The following is a 25,185-nucleotide window of genomic DNA, read 5'->3' as shown; positions in this document are numbered from 1 at the left end:
CTGTTGACCTATCTGAAACGGCCAGCTGATCGCGGCCGTGATGCTGGCCATAACGATGACATCCCTGCGTCAGGCCGATGCCGCGCAGTGCGAGCAGGAGACCTTCGAAGGGGCGGGATACATCGTCTGTACCGTGGACGCCGACAAAGCCGACCTCAGATTGTTCTGGAAGAACGCCGATACGGCCAAGCCCGAAGGCTCCGCCGGCCAGGTCCCGAATTTCTTCAAGAAGCCGAACGGCATATTCTCTATCGGTGACGCGGGCGCTTCGATACTGCCGACCGATGAATTTCTGAAGCGTAGGCAGAGCGTCCGCTTCGCCACCCAGTCCGGCCCGATGCTCGTCATCGGCAACAAGCTGAACCCTATCTTCCTCTACAGCATTGTCACGGGTGGAGCTCATCTGAACGAATGATGCCATTTGTTAGCTTGTCGTCATCTCGCAGGAACCAACCCCGCCGCCACCGGCAAACACAACACACACCGCAACCCCACCGCCCCATTCGCCTCCAGCACCAGCGACCCACCATACAAACCCGCCAGCTCGCTCACGATACTCAGCCCGAACCCGTTGCCCGGCACATGCTCATCCTCCCGCACACCCGGCAGCAGTACGGCGTCCAGCCGATCCGGCGGTATTCCCGACCCATCGTCCTCGATGGTGATGCGGGCGGTTGGGCCGTCGCGGTGGGCGCGGAGGGTGACGTGGGAGGCGGCCCATTTGAAGGCGTTGTCGATCAGGTTTCCGAGCATTTCCTCGACATCGCTTTCGTCGCAGGCGACGCGCAGGCCCTCTGATATATCGGTGTCGAAGGCGATCTTGCGTTCGGCATGAATCTGGCCGATCGCCCGGTGGAGATCAGCGACCGATGTTGCCACGTCGGTGCTGGCGACATTGTCCGATGAGGCCATCACCCGGCGGGCGGCGGCGAGGTGATGCTTGATCCTGTTGTCGATCCGGGCTGCGAGGCTACGCAATGCGCCTTCGGGATCGTTTTGCTCGTCGAGCGCCAGCCGCAGGCTCGCCACCGGCGTCTTGAGGCCATGCGCGAGATTGGCGAACTGCATGCGCGTCGCCGCAAGCCTCTCTTCGTTGGACACCAGCAGCGCATTGGTTTTCAGAGAGAGCGGCGCAAGCTCGACGGTCGCTTCATCCGGCAGGCGGGCGCGTTCTCCCCGGTTGATGGCATCGATGTCGGCCGCCATGGATTTCAGCGGTCTGAGACCAAAGCGGATCTGCCAGAGCGTGCCGGCCATCAGCACGAGGCCGAGCAGCAGCATGCAGGGCACCAGCCAGAAGAGTGCGCGGAACGCCGGGCCGACGAGGGCAATCATCGGCGCCGTCGCGGTGATCGTCAGCGTCATGCCGTCGATGCTGCGGATGGCCTGGCGAAGATAGAGCGGTCCTCTTCCGCGATCACCGCCCCTGCCGGATGTCGGCATGCCCATCAGCACATGGCGCAGATCCTGCCGGGGCGGCGGTGCGTCTATCGTGCCGTTCATCAGGGAGCGGGAGGTCAGGCGTTGCTGCCCGTCGTCGATCTGCCAGTACCAGCCGGATGAGGGGCGATCGAAGGGCGGCGCATCGAGCGGCGCGGACAGGGCGATCCGTCCCTCAGCGTCGCGCGTCACTGCGCCGGCAAGGGCGCCGATCTGGGTGTCGAGGCGCTGGTCGACCTGCTCGCGCACCACCGTTTTGAGCGCCAGCCAGAGCACGATGGCGGCGATAACGAGCGCCAGAGTCACGAAGATGCCCGAGAACATCAGCAGCCGGCCGGCGATCGATCTCGGTTTGAGGGAGGGAGCCTTCATGGCGCCGCTGCTGCCGTCAGCATATAGCCGCGGCCGCGCACCGTCTCGATCCGATCGGCCCCGAGCTTCTTGCGCAGGCGGGCGATGATGACTTCGATGGAATTGGAGTCGACTTCGGCATTGCCGTCATAGACGCGCTCGGTGAGTTCGCGCCGGTCGACGATCATCTCCTTGCGCAGCATCAGGCAGGAGAGCACCCGCCACTCCAGCGCCGTCAGCTTCAGCGGCAGGCCGTCGAGCTCGAAGGTGCCGAGTTGCGCATCGAAGACCAGCGCGCCGCAGGTAAGCCGCGCGGCGGCGTGACCGGACGCCCGGCGCACCAGGGCGCGCAGGCGCAGCACCAGTTCCTCCACCTTGAACGGTTTGGCGAGGAAATCGTCGGCGCCGGCCTTGAAGCTCGAGACCTTATCCGGCCAGCCGTCGCGCGCCGTCAGCACCAGAACCGGCAGGTTACGGTTGCCCTCGCGCCAGCCCTTCAGCACGCTGACGCCATCGATCTTCGGCAGGCCGAGGTCGAGGATGGCGACATCGAAGAGTTCGGTCAGGCCCGCATGGAGAGCGCCCTCGCCGTTGCGAGCGATATCGACGACGAAATTCTCCGATCGCAGCACGGCGGCGATCCGGCCGCTCAGGTCTTCGTCATCTTCGACGAGCAGTACGCGCATGGGGCAGGGCTTTCATCGAAGGGTATCTCTGGGGACGGGTCAAAACTATCGGGCCGAGCTTAACTCAATCTGAACGGAGAGGTTCAGGCAGGCGAGGGGGCGGGGCGGCTAGATTGCCGCCATTACTGAAGCAAGGAGCAGATATATGCCTGATAAAGACCAGGACAACGAACATGCCGAGCGCGCAACGCCCGTGCGGCGCCGGCTGGCGGTTCCCGTGATCGCCGCGGCCGTGGCGCTTGTCATCGGTGCGGCCGGGGGCGCGAGCGCCGTGAAGATGATGCGTCCCACGCCCGAAATGGCGCCGCTGACGCCGGTGGCGATTTCGGCGATGCCGGCCACCAGCCTCGTCACCATCAAGGGCAAGGTCGCAGAGATCTACGGCAACAAGTTCGTGCTGCAGGACGAGAGCGGCAAGGCGCTTGTTGAAACCGGCCGGGCCGGCGAGGATGGCGCTCTCGTCACCCGGGATGAAGCCGTCACCGTCCAGGGACGCTTCGACGACGGCTTCGTGCATGCGAGCTACCTCGTTCGCCAGGACGGACGCACCGAAGCGCTGCGTCCGCCGAAAGGCCCGCCGCACAGACGGTTTGCAGATTTCGATCACAGGCCCTGACCGGCATGAACCAAAGCCGCGCTGCGGTGTTTACAGACACGCCCTATAACTCCGAAAGGAACGCTTCCCATGCAACGACTTCTCCTATCAGGTCTTGCCCTTGCCGCACTGGCCGGCACCGCCTTCGCCCAACAGCCGCCCGCTCCGCCATCCGCCGGCACTCCGCCCGAAGCGGCCGAACCCGGCTCGCCGCCGCCGCCGTCTCCGTCTGCTCCTGATGACGACGGGCCGATGATGGGCGGGCCGGATGCGCGGCCGGGAGATCGCCCCGATTACCGCTGGCATGGTCGGAGAGGCGACATGGGCTTCCGTGGCGACATGGGCTTCCGTGGTCATCGCCCGCCACCGCCACCGCCGTCCAAGGCAGCGCATTTCCGGATCGAGGATGGGAACACCCGGATCGATCTCAAATGTGCTGAGGACGAACCGATGAAGGCCTGCGCCGATCTGCTGCTGCAGGTGATGGACCGCCTGCAGGGGCAGGACTGATCATCCGCGCTTGAGGCGGGTGCCACACGATGATGCAGCCGCCCGCGTTTTCTCGCGGGCGGTTTTATGGGTTTCTCGGGGCCGTGACACCGCCGTCGAAGTCAAACCATGGGGTTTACGGTCGGCGACTGAGGGGCGTCGGCTCACCGCGTGACGCGGGCTGCCGATGTTCCCGAGTAGCGGTCGCCGTGAATCTCGATGTTTGAGAAGACCGCATCGATCTCGGTCAGTTCCTCCGATGTGAAGGTGATGTCGGCGGCAGCGATATTCTCTTCCAGCCGGTGCAGCTTGGTGGTGCCGGGAATGGGGACGATCCAGGGCTTGCGGGCCATCAGCCAGGCGATAGCGACCTGGGCTGCGGTCGCGTTTCTGCGAGCGGCGATCGCCTCGATCGCATGGACCACCGGCTGGTTTGCCTTGCGATTTTCGGCCGAGAGGCGCGGATTGGTTTTGCGGTGGTCGTTGCCGCCTTCGAAACTGGTGTTCTCGTCCATCTTGCCGGCGAGGAAGCCGCGGCCGAGCGGGCTATAGGGCACGAAGCCGATCCCGAGCTCTTCGACGACGGGCAGGACTTCCCGTTCCGGGTTGCGCCACCAGAGCGAATATTCGCTTTGCAAGACGGTGACCGGCTGGACGGCATGGGCGCGGCGGATGGAACCGGCATCAGCTTCGGATAGGCCGAAATGCAGCACTTTGCCGGCGCCGATCAGATCCTTGACCGTGCCTGCCACCTCTTCGATCGGCACGGCAGGGTCGACCCGATGCTGGTAGAAGATATCGATGCGATCGGTGCGTAGCCGCTTGAGGGCTTCTTCGACGACCACACGGATGCGAGCCGGCCGGCTATCCAGGCCGACCTCCGGCCGGCCCTCCTTGAAGCCGAATTTCGTCGCGATCACTACCCCATCACGGATCGGCGCCAGCGCCTCGCCGACGAGATCCTCGTTGGTAAACGGCCCGTAGGCTTCTGCCGTGTCGAAGAAGCTTACGCCTCGCTCATGCGCGGCCCGCAAGAGCGCAATGGCGTCGCCGCGCTCCATCGCCGGCCCGCGATGATAGTTCAGCCCCATGCAGCCGAAACCGATCGCCGATACATCAGGGCCTCTTTGGCCGAGCTTGCGTTTGATCATGCGGATGTCCTCCTCAGGTTTGATCGTAACCTAAGGGCAAAGGCTGGCATCGATTAGCCGGTGATATCGGCATAGGCTTATGAGTTGGGCTCATGAATGTCTCCCGGTGAACTGGGAAGCGGCGAATTGCAAGGGGCTGCGAGCGCCCGTTTGCGCTGAAGGCCGATGGCTTGACGTCATGACGCCAGCCGGAAGGCTCCGCTCTGCACGGCTTCGATAACCGCGCCCAGTGTCTCTTTCCTGTCTTGCCCATCCGTCGACAGAACATGTCTCTCAAACGCACCCAGCGATGAGAACTGTCGATGGAGCTCTGCAATAGGGCCGGGATCGGTCAGCGTGTTGCCGCCACGCTCCCGGCAGCGCCGGATGGCGACATCGAGCGGCGGACGCAGAATCACGTAGTGGAGGGGTGCCGCGATTTTCCGGAACGGTTCCAGGAACCACGGCCCGACGATGCCGTCCACGACGACGAAGTAGCCGCCGCCGGCATAGCCTGCCGCCGCCTTCGTCAACACGTCGACGACAACGATATTCTGTTCATGTGCTTCCGGCAGATAGGGTGGGATCACGCCGTTCTTGATGAAATGCCAGAAGTCGTCGGAATGAAGATGGACCTTCGGCGAGCCGGGCTCGCTGGCGAGCGCCTCGGCCGTCGTGGTTTTTCCGGAGCCCGGCGGCCCGGTGAGAATGAGAACTTCGCCCGTGTGTTTCATAGCATGGCAATTTCGCACGAAGCAGCATCGTCTCGCAATTAGCCGATAGGGGGTCGGCAATAACCCGGCATGACCCCCTTCGTTCTGAAGAAGCCGCTGAAGCGGCAGCTACTCCGGCAGTCCCGCCATCCTGAGAGCCTCGATATATCGATTGCGATCGTCCGGTCGCCGGAATGGTGGCAGTACGTCGGCGAGATTGGAAAGTCGGAGGGCGGGGTCCATCAGGCACAGGCGGGCGATGGTTTCGCGGGCTTGCGCAAGCCGCCCGGCCATGGCCTGGCCCGCCGCCATCACGCGCATCGCGCTCGGGTAGTTCGGCTGGTGCCGTAGCGATTTTCCTGCCCAGGCGGCAGCATCTTCATAGCGACCGGCGCAAAAATGCGCGAGCCCGGTGTTGAACTGCCAGGCAAACAGGCGTGGATCCAAAGGGCTGAGGCGCATGGCAAGGGCTGCGTGTTCGACGGCCTTATCGGGCTCGCCGAGGCACGCCTTCACCCAGCTGCTGACGCCGAGCGCCGCCGCCAAGTTCGGATTGAGAAAGACTGCGCGATCGATGCAGGCCGCACTGTCGTCGAGGTCGCCGCCGACATAACCGATGACATATCCGCCGTAGGTGAGCGCAACCGCGTCGTCCCAGCCGAGTTCGACCGCTCTCCTCGCCAGCCGGGTGGCTTCGGCAGTCTCGTCTGCGGGATTGAGCATCCAGCCGTTGCTTTTTCGCGTAGCGTAGCAGCGTGCCGCCCGTGCATGGGCTATGGCAAACTCCGGGTCACGCTCGATCGCCTTCATGAAAAGCCGCAAGGCCTCGTCGATGACCGATCTGTTGGTGATCGTCCGGTCGAAGGCCGCCAGGCCGCGGAGATAGTAGTCGTAAGCGTCGAGGCTCTCGGTCGGCTTGCGTTTGGCACGCTCGATCTCAGCCTCCTCCACTTTTGGCGTTATGGCGCCGACGATGCTCGAGGCGACCTGATCCTGAAGATCGAAGACATTCGCCAGGGTTCCGTCAAAACGATCGGCCCAAAGATGTGTACCGGCCGACGTGTCGATGAGCTGCCCGGCAATGCGCAGACGGTCACCCGTGCGGCGCACACTTCCTTCGACAACATAGCGTACGTCCAGTTCACGCCCGACCTGCTTTATATCGACCGCCTGACCTTTGTAGGTGAAGCTCGAATTCCGTGCGATGACATAGAGGTGGCGGAATTGAGCAAGCGCGATGGTGATGTCCTCGACGATGCCGTCGGCTCCCCGGGATGACATCGGTCATCCCCAGGTCAATCGACCCGTGCTCGAAATCAAGGCAGGGCTGATGACGAAGTTGATGTCGATGCGATAGTCGGAACGTACCACCGCGCGGACGCACCGGCTGCTGGTCGAGCGGCCGGAAAGAGCTCACGGCGGGCGGCGTTGGCAGGATATCGAGTGGTTTTGTCTGTTTTTGCGCTGCCGGGATTCAACTATGATGGGGCGCTGGAACGATAGGGAGGGCACGGCATGATCGATCATATCACCATCGCAGTGGGTGACCTTGAGAAGAGCAAATTGTTCTATGAGCGCGCTTTCGAACCTCTGGGGTATCGCCTCTCCTTCGGAAAGGAGGGCGTGTTTTGGGCCTTCGATGTCGGCGGCAGCCTGTTCGAGATACAGCACACCGACGACAAGCCGCCTCTGAGCGTCTGCACGTTGCCTTCCGGGTCCAAAGCAGGGCGGAGGTCGACGCGTTTTATCGGGCCGCGCTCGAAGCCGGTGCTGTGGACAATGGGGCGCCCGGCCCGCGGCCGCAATATAGCGAGAACTATTATGCCTGCTTTGTTCTCGATCCCGACGGATACAATATCGAAGCCATGATCGACGTGCCGGCGCCGCAGGGGTGACGACGTGAGCGTGGCCCAAAGCCTGTAATCAAGAGGGAGGTGTATATGTCGAGTTTCAGGAACGTCGTCGTCTCTTTGCCCGGCAAGGAGCGCGTGGCGAGGACGCCGTTTGGTGCGAGGATCGTCATCCATGCCACGGCCGCCGAGACCGGCGGCGCGCTCGGGATGTGGGAAACCTTCACGCCGCCCGGTCACGGTCCGGCTCCGCACACGCACACCCGGGAGACGGAAGTCTTTCGGGTCATCCGCGGGCTCTATCGATTCCAATGCGGCGACGAGGCGTTCGACGCGCCTGTGGGAACCGTCGTCGTTCTGCCGCCACATGTACCGCACAGCTGGCGAAACATAGGCGACGAACCCGGCCAGATGTTCGGCACGGTCACGCCAGGCGGCTGCGAGCAAATGTTCATCGATATCGAGGCTTTTGGTGCCGATACGCCTGAGAAAATCGCGGTGATCGAAGCGCGACTGGGGATCATCAACGACATCACGCTGGCGCTCGGATTGACAGGCCCGCAACCGCGCTGATCGATCATCAGGGTGTCGATCGGATCCAGTTCAGCCCTGCGCCATCGCCCGCCACAACACGTCTCATTGGGGCGGCTCTTGGACTTGGGCGTCGGCCCTCTTGGGTCTCAGCCGACAGTTTCGATGACTGCGGCAAGATCGGCAGTTGTGAACGGCTTGGTCAGCACCGGTCGGCCGGCAAAGGCGGGATCGATACCCGCTGGCCCATATCCGGTTGCGAAGGCAAACGGGATACCGCGCTGCTGAAGGATTGCCGCCACCGGGAATGACTGATGCCCGGCGAGGTTCACATCGAGAATGACGAAATCAAGATGACCGTCGCCGGCAACCTCCAGCGCCGTGGGCAAGCGCGCGGCTGTTGCCACCACTTCGTGACCGAGGTCCATGAGCATGTCCTCGATCATCATGGCGATGGTCATTTCATCTTCAACGACAAGGACGCGCTTGGCCATGTCATTCATTCCGGAGACGGTCTGCCGGAGCGTCGAGACGGAAGGAAAAACCCGTTTCGGCGAACGAGATATCCACGCTGCCTCCGGTCTCCGCGGCAAGGCCACGCTGGATGAGGACCGTGCCGAATCCCTTCCTCTTCGGCTGCTCGACACGCGGTCCGCCATGTTCGTCCCAATCTATGCGGTAGCGTTGCGTTCCGTCGTCGATGATTTGGAGGGAGCATTTGACGCGGACGGCGCCGCCATCATTCGACCATGCGCCGTGGCGCACGGCATTCGTGCCGAGTTCATGAAAGGCCATGGTCAGCGCCAGCGCCGTCTTTGCGGACACCCTTATATCGTCTCCGGCGAGCTCCCATCGCCCGCCGTCCGGCCGATGCGGAACGGTCGCCTGGTCGAGCGTCTGTTTCAAGGAGGCGCTGCTCCACAGCTCTCCCGTCAACAGATCATTGGCGCGGCCGAGTGACACCAGCCGCGCGGTGAAACTGTCCAGCGCGCGAGGAATGTCTTCGGCGTCCCGGAAGGTGCGGTACGCAAAGGCCTGCACCATCGCCAGATTGTTCTTGACGCGATGGTTGAGCTCATGAACGACGAGTTCCAGCTGTTGCTGCTTGCGTCGCCGCTCGGTGATATCGGTCGCGGCCCCGAACCATTCGACGGTGGCGCCCGCGTCGTTCAGGACCGGAACGGCCCGTGACAGAACCCAGCCGGTGCTGCCGTCGGCGCGGCGGACGCGGTGCTCGCATTCGAAAACACCCTTGCTTGCGATGGCCTCGTCGATCACCGCCTCGATTGCGGGAATGTCCTCGGGAAACAGATAGGCCTCCTGCCAGGCGACAGTGGGATTGGCCGTGTCGGCGAGAACGTTGCGTCCGTCGAGCTGCTGCATCTCCTTCCAGTCGGCGCTCATCCGGTAGACGATGTCGGTCGTCGCTGTTGTGAACGCCCTGAACCGCTCTTCGCTCTCGCGCAGCCGACGCTGGGCAAGGACGCTTTTCGTGGTTTCGACGACGATGGCGATCACGCCGGCGGGTTTTTCGCTTTCGTCGAGGACGGGCGAATAGTCGAGGTTCATCCAGGCAGGAGCCGGACTGCCGTGGCGCAACAGCGTCAGTTCCTGATTCTCGTAGGCAAGTGTCTTCCCTGACAGTCCGACTTTCATCACATTGTCATTGAAGTCGGCAATTTCGCTCCAGCCCTCGCGGACCTTGGAACCGAGAAGATCCGGATGACGGCTGCCGGCGAACACGGAGTAGGCATCGTTATAGATCATCACACCGTCTTCGCCCCAGAGAAGAACGATCGGCACGGGTGAAAGCAGGAGCATGTTGGTGGCCGTTTTCAGACTTTGCGGCCAGAGGTCGAGCGGACCGAGCGATGTTTTGCTCCAGTCGCGAGTCTGGATCAGCCGGCCAATTTCCCCGCCACCGACAGGAAAGCGAGCTGTGAGTGGCTGAGGGGATTCGGAATCCAAGGCTCGCTCCAAATTTTGATGGTCTTTATAATTAGCGCATCCTTTGATTTTTTCCACCCATGGATGTCGCGGCATCTTCCTACCAACCTCTCTTGAGCATTGGCGCTTATTGAGCCGATCACCCCTCTACGCTCGCGCCATCGCCCGCCAGGCGGCCGGCGGGGTGGCGAAGGCGCGGGAGAAGGCGCGGTTGAAGGCGGCTTCGGTGGCATAGCCGGCCTCGTAAGCGATCGCCGCGATCGGCCGGCCTGATGTGGCGAGTGCGACACTTGCGAGGTAGAGCCGCCAGTCCCTGATATAGCGGATCGGTGATGTCGAGAGCATTGCCTGAAAGCGTTCGGCAAGGGCGCTGCGCGACAGGCCGGAGGCCGCCGCCAACTGCTCCAGCGACCAACCACGCCTGGGATCGTCGTGAATGAGGGAAAGGCATCGCGAGAGCGAGGGGTCGGCGAGGGCTGCCAGCCAGCCGACCGAGCTTGGCTCTGCCATCATGATCTGATGGCGGAGGATCTCGATGAAGATGATTTCGGTCAGCCGCGGCAGCATCGAGACGCCGCCGGCGCGGGGCCTGTCGACTTCCTCGATCATCTGGCGGATGGTGGCGCGCAGCCAGTCGCCGTCATTGGCGGCCCGTGTCCTCACATGGATCAGCCTCGGCAGTGCCTGGCGCAGCGGCGCGAAGCTCAGGCCATCCCATTGCAGATAGCCGCAAAGCAGCCGTACGCCTTGTGTCTCGTCGCCGTAGCGGAGCACGGGAATCTCACGCCACGGCTTTTGCGGCAGGTCGCGGGTCGGCAGCACCAGCTTCCCGTCTCTTCCCGCGCCGAGCTGATGTCCGGTGCCGAAGGGAAAGACCAGCACGTCGCCGGCCTCGAGATCGGTTTCTTCACCTTCCGTCTTCAGCCAGCAGTGGCCCTCCACAACGATGTGAAACGGCATCGTGCCCGAAGCCTTCGCCGAAAGGCTCGCTAAGGCCGGCGTGGCATCGGTCTGCCACTCGCCCGTCGGCATGAAGCAGAACTGCAGTGATCCCGAAAGGCGGATCGTCGACAGCAGCGCCGACAGCACGTCGTCGCGCGCGACACCGCCCGCAGAGTCTGGATTTTCGGACAAGGCTTCACGCATTCCGGCCAAATACGCGCCCCGCGCACCCTCCTATCATCATCTCGTTCAAACCGGGCGAACGCCGTTCACCCTGACAAACGGGAGAATACTATGCAAACTCAAAGCGACAAACTGCTCGTGCTCGTCACCAAGGGCATCGAATCCGAACTGTCCTCCGTCGCCTTCACCATTGCCAATGGCGGCATCACCGCCGGGCTGAAGGTCTCGATATTCCTCACCAGCACCGGGATCGACCTAGTGCGCAAGGGCGGCCAGCGCATGACGCATGTGCCGCCGCTTGATCCGCTGTCGAGCCTGATCGAGAATTTTCAGCAGCGCGGCGGCACGATCTGGGTTTGTCCGCCCTGCGTGACCTCACGCGGGTATACGCAGGAAGACTTGCTCGACGGCGTCGTCATCGTCGGCGCCAGCGCCATGCATGCCGAGATCAAGGAAGGTGCTGCGACGCTGTCGTTTTGACGATACGCCGTCGGGATGGGCGGGAGTTTGGGCAGCGTCTCCCGCAGGTTTCGTCAGGCTTTGCGGATCGGCGAGGGGTGCAGAGGAATACCAGCCGCCTATTCTTGCGTTCGGCAATATACTTGTGAGATTGTATCGATATACGTGCGAGAATGCCTGGTGCGGGCAGCGCGGGGGCTTCGATGACATCCGTGAGGGTCAATGAGCTGATATCGGTGGCGGGGCAGCCCGACGCCGCAGGTTTTGCCGCCTTCGCGGCTGATGGCTTTGCCGCCGTCATCAATGCCCGGCCGGATGGCGAGGAGCCGGGGCAGCCGGGCAATACCGCGGAAAAGGCTTCCGCCGCTGCCGCCGGGCTCGCCTACGGCTTCGTGCCGGTGAAGGGGGCCGAGATCACCGAGGCCGATATTCGCGCCTTCCAGGCGGCGATGGCCGAGGCCAAGGGACCGGTCGTCGCCCATTGCAAGAGCGGCACGCGGGCGTTGACGCTCTATGCGCTGGGCGAGGTGCTCGACGGGCGGATGAAGCCCGGAGATGTCGAGGCCTTCGGTCAAAACCTCGGTTTCGATCTTGCCGGCGCGCGCCGCTGGCTGGAAAAGCGGTCAGGGCAGGTGGCCCATGTGAAGGCCTTCTTCGAGCCCCGCACCTGCAGCGTGCAATATGTCGTTTCCGACCCGGCAACGAAACGCTGCGCCATCATCGACCCGGTGCTCGATTTCGACGAGATGTCGGGGGCGACGGGAACGGCCAATGCCGACGCAATCCTCGCTCATATCAAAAGTGAAGGGCTGACGGTCGAGTGGATCCTCGACACGCATCCGCATGCCGATCATTTCTCCGCCGCGCATTATCTGCATGAGAAGACCGGCGCGCCGACGGCGATCGGCGCCCATGTCACCGACGTGCAGACGCTCTGGAAGGAGATCTACAACTGGCCGGCGCTCGCGACCGACGGCACGCAATGGGACCGGCTGTTTGCCGATGGCGACACGTTCGAGATCGGTGCGCTTAAAGCCCGCGTGATGTTTTCGCCCGGCCATACCCTTGCCTCGATCACCTATGTGATCGGCGACGCCGCCTTCGTGCACGACACCGTGTTCACGCCGGATTCCGGCACGGCGCGAACCGATTTTCCGGGCGGCAGTGCTAGCGCCCTCTGGCACACGATCCAGGCGATCCTGACGCTACCCGAGGAGACCCGCCTCTTTTCCGGCCACGACTACCAGCCTGGCGGCCGCCACCCGCGCTGGGAAAGCACGGTGACCGCCCAGAAAAGCGCCAATCCTCATATCGCAGGCATCGACGAGGCGGGCTTCGTCGCGCTGCGCCAGGCGCGCGACCGCACGCTGCCGAAGCCGAAGCTGATGCTGCACGCGCTACAGGTGAATATCCGCGGCGGGCGGTTGCCCGAGCCGGAGGAGAACGGCCGGCGGTATTTGAAGATTCCGCTGGATGCGTTGTAGGGGCGGAGTGAATAGCGGGCGGCGACGGCGTCTGGACGATTGCGCCGCCGGACAAAGGGCTGGGTATCAGGAACGACCTTTGCCATCGAGCAATTCTGATACTGGAAGCGGCAGGTCTGGATGTGCACGACATAAATCGAGCAGATCTTCTCTTGCATCAGGGTAATCCTGAAGCGCTGCACGACGGTACCATTTGAAAGCCTCTGTCAAATTGATCTCGCAGCCCACGCCGTGCTCTTTCATTTGGGCTAGCCTGTATTGTGCACCGGCATGATCCTGATTTGCGGCCTGGCCGTACCATCTCACGGCGTCTGTTGGATCGATATCGCAACCGTTGCCGTCTTCTCTCATCAAGCCCAATAAATACTGTGCGTCGGCATGGCCTTGACTGGCGGCTTTCCGAATCCAGCTTGCGCCTTCGGCTTTATCCCCGGTGACACCTTCACCTCGTGCGGTGATGTGGCCTAATTCAAATTGTGCTTGTGCATCGCCTTGCTCGGCTGCTTGGCGAATTGCGTCTATCCTGGCTGCGGCGAGATCGGCGCTATCCGGATTGCTCATTGCTACATCAGACCTCGTTGAAATCGGTGGCGCCAAAGCTATGTCGTGGGCCTGCCTTCCGCAATCCGTCGTGACGCACGCCGACGGATGCCCCGGCGCTGGCGTCAGCGCCGCAGACGATAGCTTTTGCGCGACGGCGCTCGCGAGTTTTGCTTCGAGCTCTCGCAATTGGCCGCGGTGGGCCGGCACGATCCTCCGCAATAATCATTGACGTCAGGCGGGCAGGCAACGTAACTGGGTGCGACGGTTCCCTGAAGATGACTCCAAGGGGATTAATAGGGAACACGGTGAGGATTACCCAGTAGGGACCGAGACCGTGGCTGCCCCCGCAACTGTAAGCGGATTGTCGATCATCTCAGGAATGGCCAGCGACTGGCCATCTCTGAAGGGCCTATGGCCTGCCACTGCGAACTATCGCGCGGGAAGGCGGATGAAGCGACAGATATCCGCAAGCCAGGAGACCTGCCGTCAATCACGATCCAATCAACCGGGCGGGGATGCTCGGAAAGGAACAGATATGATTGACCTGCTGAACCTTCGCCGAATTCCGGCATGCATCCGTCTCGATTGGGCCTCCTGCGGCTAGTGCGCCTAAGCGTGCTTTCGGTCCGCGCACATGCGCGGAACGGCCGTGATTTTTCCCCTCATCGAGGTTTTCCATGCGCCAGATTCTCGCCACCATGACATTTGCCTTCGGGCTCGCCGGCCTTGCGGCACCAAGCCTTGCCGCGACCCAATATCCCTTGACCATCACCAATTGCGGCCAGCAGGTGACCTTCGAAAAGGCGCCGGCGAGGATCGTTTCGATCGGCCAGGGCATGACGGAAGTTCTCTTCTCGCTCGGCCTTGCCGACAAGATCGCCGGAACGGCCGTCTGGGTCGGTCCAGTCCTGCCGCAATATGCCGAGGCCAACAGCAAGATAAAGCGGCTTGCCGACAACGATCCGAGCTTCGAATCCGTCGTCGGGCAGGAGCCCGACCTAGTCGCGGCCGAGTTCGAATGGCATGTCGGCGCGCAAGGCTCCGTCGGCAGGCGGGAGCAGTTCGAGGATCTCGGGATCAATACCTATCTCGCGCCGGCCGATTGCGTCGCCAAGGTCAACACCGATGGTGGCGACGGCGTGCGCAAGGAGCTGTTCACGATGGAGCTGATCTACCGGGAAATTACCGAGCTCTCGGAGATTTTCGACGTGAAGGAGCGCGGCGATGCGCTGATTTCGGAGCTGAAGAAGCGCGAGGCGGATGCCGTCGCTTCGATATCAGGCGCGTCGGGCAAGAACCTGCCCGTCGTCTTCTGGTTCTCCAGCAAGGACGTCAACGGCGACGCCTTCATTGCCGGCAAGAACAGCGCGCCCGCCTATATCCTGAAGACGATCGGTGCGAAGAACGTCGTCACCACCGAAGAGGAATGGCCGCTGGTCGGTTGGGAAACCATCGCCCAGGCGAACCCTACCGTGATCGTGCTGGCGACCATGGACCGTCGCCGTTACGCCGCTGACGATCCCAAGGTCAAGGTCGATTTCCTCGAGAATGATCCTGTGACCAAGGAGCTGGACGCGGTCAAAAACAAGCACTTCGTGATGATGGACGCGCAGTCGATGAACCCGACGATCCGCACGATCGACGGTATCGAGACATTGGCGAACGGCATCAAGTCCTTCGGCCTGGCGCAGTGAAGGCAATATCGGTCAGGCAACAGGGATGGTGGGCGCTTTCTGCGCTCACCATGGCCGCGCTTCTCATGCTCGGGCTGATGATCAGTCTTGCCGTTTCGATCGGCGAGATCGCCATCCCGCTTGCGACGACGGCGGAGGCGGTTTCGAACCGCCTGTTCGGAACGGATTTCGAGCTCAGCCGCATCCACCAGGGCATCGTCTGGGATTATCGTCTGAGCCGCGCGCTCGTCGCGGCCAGCGTCGGCGCGTCGCTCTCGCTTTCCGGCGCGATCCTCCAGGCGCTGCTGCGCAATCCGCTGGCCGAACCCTACGTGCTTGGCATCTCCGCCGGCGCCTCGACGGGGGCCGTCTGCGTGATGATCCTCGGCTTCGGCTACGGTGTTCTCGGCCTGTCGAGCGGCGCCTTTATCGGTGCGGTCATTGCCTTTCTGCTGGTCGGCATCCTGGCGACGGGTGCGGGGGGAACCGGCGAGCGCATCATCTTGTGCGGCGTCGCCGGTTCGCAGCTCTTCAATGCGCTGACCTCCTACATCGTGACGACATCGGCGAATGCCGAGCAGGCGCGCGGCATCCTGTTCTGGCTGCTGGGTTCGCTCAGCGGCGTGCGCTGGCCCGATGTCTATCTGTCGGTGCCGATCGCGCTTACGGGTTTCGTCATCTGCATGGCCCATGTGCGGGCGCTCGACGCCTTCGCCTTCGGCACGGATGCCGCCGCCTCACTCGGCATTGCCGTACGCCGCGTCCAGATCGTGCTGTTCGCCATGACGGCGGCGATGACGGCAAGCGTCGTCAGCATGGTGGGTTCGATCGGCTTCGTTGGCCTCGTCATTCCCCATGCCGCCCGCTTCCTCGTCGGGCCGGCGCATAGGCGGCTGCTGCCGGCAACGGCGCTCGGCGGCGCGATCTACATGGTCGGAGCCGATATCATTTCGCGCATCATCATCCCGCAGCAGATCCTGCCGATCGGGGTCGTCACCGCTCTCTTCGGCGCACCGGCCTTCGCCGTCATCCTCTATCGTGTGCGGGCGAAGGCATGAGCATCAGCATCGACGAGGTGAGCTTTGCCGCCGGTAATATCGTCATCGTCAACGGCGTCAGCCTGACGGTGGAAAAGGGCAAGGTGCTCGGCCTACTCGGACCGAACGGTTCCGGCAAATCCAGCCTTCTCAGATTGATCTGCCGGCTGCGCAAGGTTCGCAGCGGCATCATCCGGCTGGGTGACGACGACATTTCCTCGCTGCCGCGCGCAGCCCTTGCGCGTCGCGTCGCCTTTGTCGAGCAGCAGTCGACGACCGATACGCAATTGACCGTGCGCGACGTGGTGCGGCTCGGCCGCACGCCGCATCGCGGGCTGTTGTCGTCCTGGGGCGCGGGAGACGACGCCGCCGTCGACGAGGCCCTGTCGCGGACGGGCATGCAGGAGAGGGCGGGCCAGCTCTGGCAGACGCTCTCGGGCGGCGAGCGCCAGCGCGTCCATATTGCCAGATCGCTGGCGCAGGCGCCGAGCGAACTGCTGCTCGACGAGCCGACCAACCATCTTGATATCCAGCATCAGCTCGACATTCTCTCGCTGATCTCGAAGCTCGGCATCACCTGCATCGTCGCGCTGCACGATCTCAATCTGGCGGCGATGTTCTGCGACAGGCTGGCGGTGCTTCAGAAAGGCGAGGTCGTCGCCTCGGGAGCGCCGGAGGAGGTGCTGACGGAGGATATGATCGGCCGGGTCTTCGGCGTTCGCGCCCATGTCCAGAAATCGGCCGTGCACGGCCGGCATCATATCCAATACATCATGGATTGAGGAATGGCCGGGAATTTCGATCACAAGAGGAGGTATGGCCTCGCTAGCCTTTTTCCCGGACTGGCGTATTATTTCCGGCGGTCGAATGGAGTTTCGAGATGCTCGAACGAAATCAGCTTCCCCTACGCCCTGTCGCACCCGGCTTCGCTGTCGCCTGGGTCGTCGTCATTTCAGGTGCGAGCGTCGCTCTCAGCCTGCTTTTTGCCTGCATCACGCCCTTTGTGGCCTTGGCGGCGGTATCGGCGGTCATTCTTCGCCGGCGGATGGCGGTGACGGCGGTTCTGCTGGCCTGGCTTGCCAACCAGATGGTCGGATATCTCGTGCTCGGCTATCCCCAGACCTGGGACAGCTATGCCTGGGGTCTGGCGATCGGTATCGCGGCATTTGCATGCCTGGCTACGGCGCTCGGGGTACTTCGTCTCTCGACAGATCTTACCGTCACGATGGCCGGCGCCTTCCTGGCCGGGTTCGTTGTCTATGAAGGCGTGCTGTTTGCCGCAACGGCGGTGCTTCCGTCAGGTGAGGGCGCGTTTTCGGCAGCGGTAGTCGCTGATGTTCTGCTGATCAATTCTCTCGCGGCGATCGGGCTCATCTGCCTGCATGCCGGCGCGGCAGCCGGCCGGGCGCTTGTCGCAAGACAGCCGGGAGCGGTGTTGTCTTAGGCTTCAGGCGCCGAAAACCGCATCGCCTCCCGCAGCAGCTCGATGGCCTCTGAGACCGATGGCCCTTTGACCGGTGGCGGCTCTGCGCGTTCGCAGAACTCGCGCCAGACAAACAGCGTCAGTTCCGCGCCATCCGTTGCGGTTTCCCCTGGCCCCTCTGCGAAATTCTCGAGCAGGCGATAGCGAGCGTCCTTCCAAAACAACTCCTCCACCCAGTCATATATCGGGATCACATGAAAATGGATCGGGTAACCAGACGTGTGCCCGTATCGGCCGATATAGACGCGCTGAGCATTCAATTGCTGCTTCAGGGCACTCTGAGCTCTTGCGAGTAATGGGCCGAATTCAGCCAAAGCATCTTCGGACAAATCCGACAGATCGTTGGTGTCGGTCTTGGAGCTGATCATGAGGTAACCGGGAAGCGCAGAATTGATGCGGTGGTTCACAAGCCATCCGGCCGTCTCGGCGACATGAAAGTGCTGGGGAATCTCCACGGACCTACTCCTGATGCATCCTTCAGGGGCTTCGATGAATCCCGCTAGAGGCCGGTATCTCGGTGATATGAGAAAGGACGCTGTAACACATTGGATTGCTGCATCATTTTATTCTAAAATCGTCTCCGATTTAAGGTATGGGTTGAGATAGCAGCCGGCAACGGTTATTTGGTGCCGACCTGCAAGCGGACTCTCCGCGAACGACAAGGCGCATAGCTCCCATGATCCCCGATTTCCTCGTCACCCATTCCGGTGGCTTTCATGCCGACGAATTGCTGTCGAGCGTCATCCTGACCAGGCTTTTCCCGCAGGCGCGTATCGTCCGCAGCCGGGCGCCGGAGTGGATTACGCCGGGCGAAGGCCGGATCATCTATGATGTCGGCGGAACCTATGATCCCGCTGCCGGGATATTCGATCACCACCAGCGCGGCGCGCCGCTGCGCGACGATGGCCAGCCCTACAGCTCGTTCGGCCTGATCTGGAAGCATTACGGCCGTGATTATCTCACAGCCTTCGGCCTTCCCGAAGCGCATGTGGAAGCGATGCACGGCTTTTTCGACGCCAGCTTCGTGCTGCCGGTCGATCTGACCGATAATGGCGCGCTCAGCCCCTCGGGGCCGTTGGCCGGGTTGACGCTGCCGGCGCTGCTGGAGACCCTGAAACCGGTTTTCGACGAAGCGGACCCTGAGGCCGATAACCGCGCCTTCCACGCGGCCCTTGCCATTGCCCGCAGTTTCGTTGAGGCCAGGATCGCCCAGAGTGCCGCGAAATTGCGGGCCGAGGCGATCGTGCATCGGGCAATCGAAGCTGCGGGGCAGGGGCGTGTTCTGGAATTGCCGAGGGGCATGCCCTTCCGTCCCGCCATCGTCAAGGCGGGCGCCGATCACCTGCTGTTCGTCGTTCATCCGCGCGAAAAGGACTGGTGCGTGACCGGCATTCGCCGCGCCGAGGAGGGGTTCGACCTCAGGGCCGACCTGCCGGCGGCCTGGGCCGGACTCACCAATGGCGCACTGGAGGCGGTTTGCGGCATAGAGGGCGCAAGCTTCTGCCACAACGGCCGCTTCATCGCCGCCGCTAAGACTCGCGAGGCCGCTCTCGCCATGGCTGAGTTGGCGGTAAAAGAGGCGCTTTCGATCGGGGCGTAGTTAAACGGCGGCAACTGAGGTTGCGCGAGGCCAGTATCATATCCAGTCCCGGCGGCAGGTCGCTGATCCTGTTGCCGCCCTGCGGACGTTCGCCCAGCCTTTCCGTGGTTTGCCCGTCTTCGCTATCCGGCCTGCAATGTCGCCATCTTGGCGCCGAAGCCGATGAAGACTACGCCTGTCGCGGCTTTCAGCCAGCGCTGGAAGCGCTGGTTGCGCGCAGCTCTGGCGAGCCTCGCAAAGAGCATGACCATCGAGCCGAACCAGATGACGTTGAGGCTGGCATGGACGGTGACCAGAAGGAAAGCCTCGCCGATCGCGGCCCGGCCATTGGCATCGTGATAGATGAACTGCGGGAAAACCGCGAGGTAGAACATCGACACCTTGGGATTCAGGGCGTTGGTGAGGAACCCCTCGAGGAAGGCGTGGGGGAGGTGCCTTACCTTACGGGAAGGGGCCACTGACGTTACGGCAGCATAACCGCGCCAAGCGCCGACCAGCGCCTTGATACCGATCCAGCAGAGATAGGCGGCGCCAATCATCTTGACGACGAGGAAGGCCTGCGCCGACTGCGCCAGAAGCAGGGAAATGCCACAGATCGACAGGGTGCCGTGCACATAGAAGGCGGCGACGAAGCCGGCAATATTGGCGAAACCGGCGCCACGCCCCGAGGCCGGCACCGTCTTGGCGATGAGGACGCCGTTGGGCCCAGGGGAAATGATCAGCAGCGAGGTGACGAAAGCAAAAGACAGAATTTCAGCAATCGACATTGCGCACCTTTCCTGGGCTGGTTTCGAGGGCGGCTTTGAAGCCGGCGGTCAAGTATGTCGTCGCCGATACCGGCGTCAATATCCAATCCTCGAGGGTGACGGACCCTCCCGGGAGGACTGGAACAGGCCTGGCCCGCGTCCAAATTGTGGAACCGATTGACTTGCTATCGTGAAGGACTAAGCTTTACGCTATACAACCACCACTCACACGCGAGAGATAGCGGAGGGTGCGAGTGGCTGGCAACCTTGAGGAGGATGAGGTTTGCCATGGATTACCGTGTTGTTCTGCTGATCGGCGCATTCGTGATTGCCCTTTTCCCCGGTAACGCCGGGGCGCAGGAGGGCGATGCTACGGCGGGTGCTGCCGTTTTCAAAAAATGCGCGACCTGTCATGTCGCCGATTCCGATACAAACAAGGTCGGCCCGTCGCTGAACGGGCTATTCGGCCGCAAGGCCGGAACGCATCCTAATTTTGCCTATTCGGCCGGAATGAAGGCGGCTGGCGAGGGTGGTCTCGTCTGGGACGAGACGGTGCTGCGCGACTATCTGCACAATCCGAAGGCGAAGGTGAAGGGCACGAAGATGGCCTTTGTCGGCGTGAAGGACGACCAGGAGATCACCGATCTCATCGCCTATCTCAAACAATATTCCAAATGAATGGGCAATATTCCAACTGACAGGCAATACTCCAAATGACGGGTCGCGGCCGGTGGCGCGTGCCTAAATTGCCGTAATTGCCGATATTTTCTATCTGTGCGATAATAAACACGGACTTTTTGCGGAATGCGGTTTCACGGGTCGACCTGCTCGAGGAGGAGCGGACATGGCTGTCGTGCTGATCCTCGTCCTGATTGTCGTCGGCTCCGTGCTGTTCCATGTGCTGAGCCCGTGGTGGTGGACGCCGATCGCGTCCAACTGGACCTATATCGACAGCACCCTCGTCATCACCTTCTGGATCACCGGCATCGTCTTCGTGGCGGTGGTTTCTTTCATGGCCTATTGCGTCTTCCGCTTCCGGCACAAGCCGGGCAACAAGGCGCATTATGAGCCTGAGAACCGCAGGCTGGAATTGCTGCTGGGAGGGGGAACGGCGGTCGGCGTCGCGGCGATGCTGGCGCCCGGCCTCATCGTCTGGAACCAGTTCATCACGGTGCCTGCCGATGCCGCATCGGTCGAGGTCGTCAGCCAGCAGTGGCTGTGGAGCTTCCGGCTGCCCGGAGCGGACGGAAAGCTCGGCCGCGCCGAGACGCGCGACGTCACTCCCGAAAACCCGCTCGGCCTCGACAAAAATGACGCAAGCGGCCTCGACGACGTCATCATCGAGGGCGGTGAGCTGCATCTGCCGATGGGCAAGCCGGTGCACATATTGCTGCGCTCGGTCGATGTGCTCCACGATTTCTACGTGCCTGAGTTCCGCGCCAAGATGGACATGATCCCCGGCATGATCACCTATTTCTGGTTCACGCCGACGCGCACGGGGACCTTCGAGATCCTCTGCGCCGAACTCTGCGGTGTCGGTCATCCGCAAATGCGCGGCACCGTCGTCGTCGATAATGACGCGGACTACCAGACCTGGCTTGGGCAGCAGCAGACATTCACCCAGTTGACGGCGTCATCGGGAGAGCTGCCGCCGGCAAACTGAACGGGCGGGGAACGGGGAAAGGGAAGAGAGATCATGGTCGAGATTCCATCCGGCAGCATCCCATCCGCCGAAGTCGAGGATGTCGAGCTCTATCATCCACACAGCTGGTGGACCAAATATGTGTTCAGCCAGGACGCCAAGATCATCGCCGTGCAATATTCGATCACCGCCATCGCGATCGGCCTGGTGGCGCTGGTGCTCTCCTGGCTGATGCGGATTCAGCTCGCCTTTCCCGGCGCTCTCTCCTTCATCGATGCCGATCACTATTACCAGTTCATCACCATGCACGGCATGATCATGGTGATCTATCTCCTGACCGCGCTCTTCCTCGGCGGCTTCGGCAATTACCTCATTCCGCTGATGGTCGGCGCGCGCGATATGGTGTTTCCCTACGCCAACATGCTGAGCTACTGGATTTATCTGCTCGCAGTGCTGATCCTCGCTGCGGGCTTCTTCGCGCCCGGCGGCCCGACGGGGGCCGGCTGGACGCTTTATCCGCCGCAATCCGTTCTCTCCGGTACGCCGGGCGGCAAGGACTGGGGCATCCTGCTGATGCTCTCCTCGCTGATCGTCTTCATCATCGGCTTCACCATGGGCGGGCTGAACTATGTGGTGACGGTGCTGCAGGGGCGGGCGTGCGGCATGACGCTGATGCGGATGCCGCTCACCGTCTGGGGCATCTTCACCGCCACCGTGATGGCGCTCTTGGCCTTTCCCGCGCTCTTCGTCGCCTGCGTCATGATGCTGTTCGACCGCCTGCTCGGCACCAGCTTCTTCATGCCCGCCATCGTCGAAATGGGCACGCAGCTCCAGCATGGCGGCGGCAGTCCGATCCTGTTCCAGCACCTGTTCTGGTTCTTCGGGCATCCGGAGGTCTATATCGTGGCGCTGCCGGCCTTCGGCATCGTTTCGGACCTGATCAGCACGCATGCGCGCAAGAACATCTTCGGCTACCGCATGATGGTCTGGGCGATCGTCATCATCGCCGCGCTCAGCTTCGTCGTCTGGGCGCACCACATGTATGTCAGCGGCATGAACCCGGCCTTCGGCTTCTTCTTCGCCACCACGACGCTGATCATCGCCGTGCCGACGGCGATCAAGGTCTATAACTGGGTGCTGACGCTGTGGCGCGGCGACATTCACCTGACGCTGCCCATGCTCTTTGCGCTTGCCTTCATCGTCACCTTCGTCAATGGCGGCCTGACCGGCCTCTTCCTCGGCAATGTCGTCGTCGACGTGCCGCTGTCGGATACGATGTTCGTCGTTGCGCATTTCCACATGGTCATGGGGGTCGCGCCGATCCTCGTCATCTTCGGGGCGATCTATCACTGGTATCCCAAGGTGACGGGACGCATGCTCGACGAGGTGCTCGGCCAGATCCACTTCTGGATCACCTTCCTCGGCACCTATGCGATCTTCTTTCCGATGCATTATCTCGGCCTGCTCGGCATGCCGCGCCGCTACTTCGAGATGGGAGAGACGGCCTTCGTTCCGCCTTCTGCGCATACGCTGAATATCTTCATCACAGTCATGGCGCTGGTCGTGGGCGCCGGGCAGATGGTCTTCCTGTTCAACCTAGTCTGGAGCCTTTTCCGGGGCAGGGAGGCAGGCGGCAATCCCTGGCGGGCAACGACACTCGAATGGCAGACGCCGCAGACGCCGCCCGCGCATGGCAACTGGGGCAAGGACCTGCCTATCGTCTACCGCTGGGCCTATGACTACAGCGTGCCGGGGGCGGCCGAGGATTTCATCCCGCAGAATGTGCCGTCAAGCGACGGCGTCACCCGGGAGGTCCACGCATGAACGTCATCCTGGTCTTCCTTGCTGCGATCGGCGCGATCATCATCTGGTGGCTTTCCGGGCAGCGGCTGACCTCGAAGCCCTGGCTGGAAACCGGATCGGTGCAGCTGCCGGATCATCACGGCAGTGAGCGGCCGCCGGTGCCGGCAGTGAAGATCGGCCTCTTCGTGTTTCTCGGCGTCGTCGGCGCGCTCTTCAGCCTTGCCGTCAGCGCCTATTTCATGCGTGCGGCGTCTGCCGACTGGTGGGCGATGCCGGTTCCGCGCCTCCTCTGGGTGAACACCGCGGCACTCGCCTTGAGCAGTGCGGCGCTGCAATGGGCAAAACGAGAAGCGGGGCAGGGCCGCATGGAAAACCTGCGGCCGGCGCTTGCCGCCGCGTTTGTCCTTGCCGTCTCTTTTCTCGTCGGGCAGGTCCAGGCATGGCGGGAGCTGGTGGCGGCCGGCTACGTGCTTGTCGACAATCCCGCCAACAGCTTCTTCTACATGCTGACCGGCCTGCACGGGCTGCATATCCTCGGCGGGCTTGCCGTGCTTGCGCACACGACGGTCAGGGCATTTTCAACCGACGTTGCGCCGGAGAGGCTGCGCCTCAGCGTCGATCTTTCCGCCATTTATTCGCATTTCATGCTCGCCGTCTGGCTGTTGCTCTTCGCGCTCTTTGCCGGCTGGGCGAATGATTTCGTCGATCTCTGCCGCACACTACTGAACTAAGGGGTTTACAGATGGCACAGACTATCGAGACACACGGCGGAGCAGACCTCAGACCGGCAGGCCTGCGCGGTGTCGCGTCCGATTTCAGCTCGGATCAGCGCGCCTTCAAGACCGCCTCCTGGGGCAAGGCGATGATGTGGATCTTTCTACTCAGCGACACCTTCGTCTTCGGCTGTTTCCTGATCGCCTATATGACCGCCCGCATGTCGACGCCCGTTCCATGGCCCAATCCGAGCGAGGTCTTCGCGCTCCATATCGGCGGGCAGGACGTGCCGCTGATCCTGATCGCGATTATGACTTTCGTGCTGATCTCCAGCAGCGGCACCATGGCGATGGCGGTCAATTTCGGCTATCGCCGCGACCGCCGCACGACTGCGATCCTGATGCTGCTGACGGCGGTTCTCGGGGCATGTTTCGTCGGCATGCAGGCCTTCGAATGGACGAAGCTGATCACCGAAGGCGTGCGCCCCTGGGAGAACCCATGGGGGGCGGCACAGTTCGGATCGACCTTCTTCATGATAACAGGGTTTCACGGCACCCACGTCACGATCGGCGTCATCTTCCTCATCATCGTCGCCCGCAAGGTCTGGCGGGGCGATTTCGATGAGGAACGGCGCGGCTTCTTCACCAGCCGGAAAGGCCGCTACGAAGCCGTCGAGATCATGGGCCTCTACTGGCACTTCGTCGACCTAGTCTGGGTCTTCATCTTCGCGTTTTTCTATCTGTGGTGAGGTCGTCATGAGCGAGACAACGGCGCATGCACAAGTGCAAACGGCGCATGTACAGGCACACACCGGACAGCAGCATCCGCTCCGGCTCTATTTCCTCGTCTGGGGCCTGCTCTTCGTGCTCAGCGCGGCGTCCTACATGGTCGATTATCTCGGCGTCCAGAGCTACTTGAGGTGGACGCTGATCCTCGTGTTCATGATGCTGAAGGCCGGGCTGATCGTCGCCGTCTTCATGCATATGGCCTGGGAACGGCTGGCGCTCGTCTACGCCATCCTGCTGCCGCCGCTGCTGGTGCTGGTTTTCGTGGCGCTGATGGTATCGGAAGCGGACTACACGATATTCACCCGGCTGGCGTTTTTTGGGGCTGGGCCGTAGGGCAGCAATCGGGCGGTCTCCGT

At 62.4% G+C, this 25,185-nt stretch carries 27 protein-coding genes, 3 pseudogenes and 1 riboswitch; of the genes and pseudogenes, 19 read left to right on the top strand and 11 right to left on the bottom strand.

The annotated features are described in order from the left end of the window. Positions 1–3: 3 nt before the first annotated feature. Positions 4–376, top strand: a pseudogene (locus CUJ84_RS13685) (phosphodiester glycosidase family protein); the annotation flags it as partial. Between the two features lie 59 nt (positions 377–435). Here the strand turns inward: CUJ84_RS13685 and CUJ84_RS13680 are convergent. Next, on the bottom strand, positions 436–1,812 hold the full coding sequence (locus CUJ84_RS13680; protein WP_105006622.1) for a sensor histidine kinase: 1,377 nt from the start codon (positions 1,810–1,812) through the stop codon (positions 436–438). After that, positions 1,809–2,477: a response regulator transcription factor gene (locus CUJ84_RS13675; RefSeq protein ID WP_105006621.1), complete on the bottom strand. Its 669-nt coding sequence runs from the start codon at positions 2,475–2,477 to the stop codon at positions 1,809–1,811. The genes CUJ84_RS13680 and CUJ84_RS13675 overlap by 4 nt, the downstream gene beginning before the upstream one ends. Positions 2,478–2,622: 145 nt before the next feature. On the opposite strand from CUJ84_RS13675, the gene CUJ84_RS13670 reads away from it, so the two are divergent. Beyond that, a complete protein-coding gene (locus CUJ84_RS13670) occupies positions 2,623–3,093 on the top strand; it encodes a hypothetical protein (protein ID WP_105006620.1) in 471 nt (156 codons plus the stop codon). Between the two features lie 69 nt (positions 3,094–3,162). After that, positions 3,163–3,582 carry a hypothetical protein gene (locus tag CUJ84_RS13665; RefSeq protein WP_105006619.1) on the top strand — a complete coding sequence of 140 codons (420 nt, stop codon included), beginning with the start codon at positions 3,163–3,165 and terminating at the stop codon, positions 3,580–3,582. 143 nt (positions 3,583–3,725) lie between these two features. On the opposite strand, the gene CUJ84_RS13660 is transcribed toward CUJ84_RS13665, so the two are convergent. The 3 genes from CUJ84_RS13660 to CUJ84_RS13650 all read right to left on the bottom strand — a co-directional run bounded on the left by CUJ84_RS13660 (position 3,726) and on the right by CUJ84_RS13650 (position 6,685). Next, positions 3,726–4,712, bottom strand: coding sequence for an aldo/keto reductase (locus tag CUJ84_RS13660; protein ID WP_105006618.1), 987 nt, complete (start codon positions 4,710–4,712; stop codon positions 3,726–3,728). Between the two features lie 176 nt (positions 4,713–4,888). Continuing rightward, complete coding sequence (locus CUJ84_RS13655; RefSeq protein ID WP_105006617.1) at positions 4,889–5,425, bottom strand: ATP-binding protein; 537 nt, start codon at positions 5,423–5,425, stop codon at positions 4,889–4,891. Positions 5,426–5,533: 108 nt separating this feature from the next. After that, positions 5,534–6,685, bottom strand: coding sequence for a tetratricopeptide repeat protein (locus CUJ84_RS13650; protein WP_245457479.1), 1,152 nt, complete (start codon positions 6,683–6,685; stop codon positions 5,534–5,536). Here CUJ84_RS13650 and CUJ84_RS39370 point away from each other — a divergent pair. The 3 genes and pseudogenes from CUJ84_RS39370 to CUJ84_RS13640 all read left to right on the top strand — a co-directional run. After that, a pseudogene (locus CUJ84_RS39370) lies at positions 6,681–6,761 on the top strand (DUF1127 domain-containing protein); the annotation flags it as partial. The gene CUJ84_RS13650 and the pseudogene CUJ84_RS39370 sit on opposite strands and share 5 nt — an antisense overlap. Before the next feature lie 158 nt (positions 6,762–6,919). Next, a pseudogene (locus tag CUJ84_RS13645) lies at positions 6,920–7,299 on the top strand (VOC family protein). A gap of 45 nt (positions 7,300–7,344) precedes the next feature. After that, on the top strand, positions 7,345–7,827 hold the full coding sequence (locus tag CUJ84_RS13640) for a cupin domain-containing protein (RefSeq protein ID WP_199788711.1): 483 nt from the start codon (positions 7,345–7,347) through the stop codon (positions 7,825–7,827). Positions 7,828–7,934: 107 nt separating this feature from the next. Here the strand turns inward: CUJ84_RS13640 and CUJ84_RS13635 are convergent, their stop codons facing one another. From CUJ84_RS13635 to CUJ84_RS13625, 3 genes are all read right to left on the bottom strand, one after another. After that, complete coding sequence (locus CUJ84_RS13635) at positions 7,935–8,279, bottom strand: response regulator (RefSeq protein WP_105006615.1); 345 nt, start codon at positions 8,277–8,279, stop codon at positions 7,935–7,937. 1 nt (position 8,280) lies between these two features. Then, positions 8,281–9,753, bottom strand: a complete 1,473-nt coding sequence (locus CUJ84_RS13630) for a sensor histidine kinase (protein ID WP_105006614.1) — start codon at positions 9,751–9,753, stop codon at positions 8,281–8,283. A 126-nt stretch (positions 9,754–9,879) separates the two neighbouring features. Beyond that, the gene (locus CUJ84_RS13625; protein WP_105006613.1) at positions 9,880–10,878 is read right to left on the bottom strand and encodes an AraC family transcriptional regulator; all 999 of its coding nucleotides are present in this window, start codon (positions 10,876–10,878) and stop codon (positions 9,880–9,882) included. 90 nt (positions 10,879–10,968) lie between these two features. Between CUJ84_RS13625 and CUJ84_RS13620 the strand changes: the two genes are divergently transcribed. Both CUJ84_RS13620 and blh read left to right on the top strand, forming a co-directional pair. Further along, positions 10,969–11,337: a DsrE family protein gene (locus CUJ84_RS13620; RefSeq protein WP_105006612.1), complete on the top strand. Its 369-nt coding sequence runs from the start codon at positions 10,969–10,971 to the stop codon at positions 11,335–11,337. A gap of 182 nt (positions 11,338–11,519) precedes the next feature. Beyond that, positions 11,520–12,800 carry a bifunctional sulfur transferase/dioxygenase Blh gene (gene blh / locus CUJ84_RS13615; RefSeq protein ID WP_105006611.1) on the top strand — a complete coding sequence of 427 codons (1,281 nt, stop codon included), beginning with the start codon at positions 11,520–11,522 and terminating at the stop codon, positions 12,798–12,800. 66 nt (positions 12,801–12,866) lie between these two features. On the opposite strand, the gene CUJ84_RS13610 is transcribed toward blh, so the two are convergent. Continuing rightward, on the bottom strand, positions 12,867–13,361 hold the full coding sequence (locus CUJ84_RS13610) for a tetratricopeptide repeat protein (protein WP_105006610.1): 495 nt from the start codon (positions 13,359–13,361) through the stop codon (positions 12,867–12,869). 227 nt (positions 13,362–13,588) lie between these two features. Next, a riboswitch (cobalamin riboswitch) is annotated at positions 13,589–13,845 on the top strand. A 175-nt stretch (positions 13,846–14,020) separates the two neighbouring features. On the opposite strand from CUJ84_RS13610, the gene CUJ84_RS13605 reads away from it, so the two are divergent. From CUJ84_RS13605 to CUJ84_RS13590, 4 genes are all read left to right on the top strand, one after another. Continuing rightward, positions 14,021–15,037 (top strand): ABC transporter substrate-binding protein, encoded by a 1,017-nt coding sequence (locus CUJ84_RS13605; RefSeq protein ID WP_105006609.1) that lies wholly within the window; start codon positions 14,021–14,023, stop codon positions 15,035–15,037. Next, the gene (locus tag CUJ84_RS13600; RefSeq protein WP_105006608.1) at positions 15,034–16,074 is read left to right on the top strand and encodes a FecCD family ABC transporter permease; all 1,041 of its coding nucleotides are present in this window, start codon (positions 15,034–15,036) and stop codon (positions 16,072–16,074) included. Before CUJ84_RS13605 ends, CUJ84_RS13600 begins: the two co-directional genes overlap by 4 nt. Then, complete coding sequence (locus CUJ84_RS13595) at positions 16,071–16,835, top strand: ABC transporter ATP-binding protein (RefSeq protein WP_105006607.1); 765 nt, start codon at positions 16,071–16,073, stop codon at positions 16,833–16,835. Before CUJ84_RS13600 ends, CUJ84_RS13595 begins: the two co-directional genes overlap by 4 nt. A 98-nt stretch (positions 16,836–16,933) precedes the next feature. Next, positions 16,934–17,497 (top strand): hypothetical protein, encoded by a 564-nt coding sequence (locus CUJ84_RS13590; protein WP_105006606.1) that lies wholly within the window; start codon positions 16,934–16,936, stop codon positions 17,495–17,497. On the opposite strand, the gene CUJ84_RS13585 is transcribed toward CUJ84_RS13590, so the two are convergent. After that, complete coding sequence (locus tag CUJ84_RS13585) at positions 17,494–17,991, bottom strand: HIT family protein (RefSeq protein WP_105006605.1); 498 nt, start codon at positions 17,989–17,991, stop codon at positions 17,494–17,496. The genes CUJ84_RS13590 and CUJ84_RS13585 overlap by 4 nt on opposite strands. Before the next feature lie 221 nt (positions 17,992–18,212). On the opposite strand from CUJ84_RS13585, the gene CUJ84_RS13580 reads away from it, so the two are divergent. Further along, complete coding sequence (locus CUJ84_RS13580) at positions 18,213–19,136, top strand: MYG1 family protein (protein ID WP_105006604.1); 924 nt, start codon at positions 18,213–18,215, stop codon at positions 19,134–19,136. Between the two features lie 122 nt (positions 19,137–19,258). Here the strand turns inward: CUJ84_RS13580 and CUJ84_RS13575 are convergent, their stop codons facing one another. Then, positions 19,259–19,903: a LysE family translocator gene (locus CUJ84_RS13575; protein ID WP_105006603.1), complete on the bottom strand. Its 645-nt coding sequence runs from the start codon at positions 19,901–19,903 to the stop codon at positions 19,259–19,261. Between the two features lie 267 nt (positions 19,904–20,170). Between CUJ84_RS13575 and CUJ84_RS13570 the strand changes: the two genes are divergently transcribed. From CUJ84_RS13570 to CUJ84_RS13545, 6 genes are all read left to right on the top strand, one after another. Continuing rightward, positions 20,171–20,560 carry a c-type cytochrome gene (locus CUJ84_RS13570; protein WP_105006602.1) on the top strand — a complete coding sequence of 130 codons (390 nt, stop codon included), beginning with the start codon at positions 20,171–20,173 and terminating at the stop codon, positions 20,558–20,560. A 166-nt stretch (positions 20,561–20,726) separates the two neighbouring features. Next, positions 20,727–21,545, top strand: a complete 819-nt coding sequence (locus CUJ84_RS13565; protein WP_105006601.1) for a cytochrome c oxidase subunit II — start codon at positions 20,727–20,729, stop codon at positions 21,543–21,545. 33 nt (positions 21,546–21,578) lie between these two features. Further along, a complete protein-coding gene (gene ctaD / locus CUJ84_RS13560) occupies positions 21,579–23,348 on the top strand; it encodes a cytochrome c oxidase subunit I (RefSeq protein ID WP_105006600.1) in 1,770 nt (589 codons plus the stop codon). Continuing rightward, positions 23,345–24,058 carry a cytochrome c oxidase subunit 3 gene (locus CUJ84_RS13555; protein ID WP_105006599.1) on the top strand — a complete coding sequence of 238 codons (714 nt, stop codon included), beginning with the start codon at positions 23,345–23,347 and terminating at the stop codon, positions 24,056–24,058. The genes ctaD and CUJ84_RS13555 overlap by 4 nt, the downstream gene beginning before the upstream one ends. A gap of 11 nt (positions 24,059–24,069) precedes the next feature. Continuing rightward, a complete protein-coding gene (locus CUJ84_RS13550) occupies positions 24,070–24,789 on the top strand; it encodes a heme-copper oxidase subunit III family protein (protein WP_105006598.1) in 720 nt (239 codons plus the stop codon). 7 nt (positions 24,790–24,796) lie between these two features. Further along, positions 24,797–25,162, top strand: coding sequence for a cytochrome C oxidase subunit IV family protein (locus CUJ84_RS13545; RefSeq protein WP_018074376.1), 366 nt, complete (start codon positions 24,797–24,799; stop codon positions 25,160–25,162). Positions 25,163–25,185 lie beyond the last annotated feature (23 nt).

Source organism: Rhizobium leguminosarum, from assembly GCF_002953715.1.
In the GTDB taxonomy this organism is placed as follows: domain Bacteria; phylum Pseudomonadota; class Alphaproteobacteria; order Rhizobiales; family Rhizobiaceae; genus Rhizobium; species Rhizobium leguminosarum_V.
The sequence above is the reverse complement of the archived record's forward strand: the minus strand, read 5'-3'. Positions and strand labels throughout refer to the sequence as shown.

Coding starts and splice junctions, on each gene's coding strand:
- CUJ84_RS13610 (WP_105006610.1), bottom strand. CDS start 13,361: ATGAGCAATCCGGATAGCGCCGATCTCGCCGCAGCCAGGATAGACGCA.
- CUJ84_RS13595 (WP_105006607.1), top strand. CDS start 16,071: ATGAGCATCAGCATCGACGAGGTGAGCTTTGCCGCCGGTAATATCGTC.
- blh (WP_105006611.1), top strand. CDS start 11,520: ATGACATCCGTGAGGGTCAATGAGCTGATATCGGTGGCGGGGCAGCCC.
- ctaD (WP_105006600.1), top strand. CDS start 21,579: ATGGTCGAGATTCCATCCGGCAGCATCCCATCCGCCGAAGTCGAGGAT.
- CUJ84_RS13590 (WP_105006606.1), top strand. CDS start 16,934: ATGCTCGAACGAAATCAGCTTCCCCTACGCCCTGTCGCACCCGGCTTC.
- CUJ84_RS13580 (WP_105006604.1), top strand. CDS start 18,213: ATGATCCCCGATTTCCTCGTCACCCATTCCGGTGGCTTTCATGCCGAC.
- CUJ84_RS13570 (WP_105006602.1), top strand. CDS start 20,171: ATGGATTACCGTGTTGTTCTGCTGATCGGCGCATTCGTGATTGCCCTT.
- CUJ84_RS13650 (WP_245457479.1), bottom strand. CDS start 6,685: ATGTCATCCCGGGGAGCCGACGGCATCGTCGAGGACATCACCATCGCG.
- CUJ84_RS13670 (WP_105006620.1), top strand. CDS start 2,623: ATGCCTGATAAAGACCAGGACAACGAACATGCCGAGCGCGCAACGCCC.
- CUJ84_RS13680 (WP_105006622.1), bottom strand. CDS start 1,812: ATGAAGGCTCCCTCCCTCAAACCGAGATCGATCGCCGGCCGGCTGCTG.
- CUJ84_RS13655 (WP_105006617.1), bottom strand. CDS start 5,425: ATGAAACACACGGGCGAAGTTCTCATTCTCACCGGGCCGCCGGGCTCC.
- CUJ84_RS13605 (WP_105006609.1), top strand. CDS start 14,021: ATGCGCCAGATTCTCGCCACCATGACATTTGCCTTCGGGCTCGCCGGC.
- CUJ84_RS13565 (WP_105006601.1), top strand. CDS start 20,727: ATGGCTGTCGTGCTGATCCTCGTCCTGATTGTCGTCGGCTCCGTGCTG.
- CUJ84_RS13575 (WP_105006603.1), bottom strand. CDS start 19,903: ATGTCGATTGCTGAAATTCTGTCTTTTGCTTTCGTCACCTCGCTGCTG.
- CUJ84_RS13675 (WP_105006621.1), bottom strand. CDS start 2,477: ATGCGCGTACTGCTCGTCGAAGATGACGAAGACCTGAGCGGCCGGATC.
- CUJ84_RS13640 (WP_199788711.1), top strand. CDS start 7,345: ATGTCGAGTTTCAGGAACGTCGTCGTCTCTTTGCCCGGCAAGGAGCGC.
- CUJ84_RS13545 (WP_018074376.1), top strand. CDS start 24,797: ATGAGCGAGACAACGGCGCATGCACAAGTGCAAACGGCGCATGTACAG.
- CUJ84_RS13620 (WP_105006612.1), top strand. CDS start 10,969: ATGCAAACTCAAAGCGACAAACTGCTCGTGCTCGTCACCAAGGGCATC.
- CUJ84_RS13665 (WP_105006619.1), top strand. CDS start 3,163: ATGCAACGACTTCTCCTATCAGGTCTTGCCCTTGCCGCACTGGCCGGC.
- CUJ84_RS13555 (WP_105006599.1), top strand. CDS start 23,345: ATGAACGTCATCCTGGTCTTCCTTGCTGCGATCGGCGCGATCATCATC.
- CUJ84_RS13625 (WP_105006613.1), bottom strand. CDS start 10,878: ATGCGTGAAGCCTTGTCCGAAAATCCAGACTCTGCGGGCGGTGTCGCG.
- CUJ84_RS13550 (WP_105006598.1), top strand. CDS start 24,070: ATGGCACAGACTATCGAGACACACGGCGGAGCAGACCTCAGACCGGCA.
- CUJ84_RS13635 (WP_105006615.1), bottom strand. CDS start 8,279: ATGGCCAAGCGCGTCCTTGTCGTTGAAGATGAAATGACCATCGCCATG.
- CUJ84_RS13660 (WP_105006618.1), bottom strand. CDS start 4,712: ATGATCAAACGCAAGCTCGGCCAAAGAGGCCCTGATGTATCGGCGATC.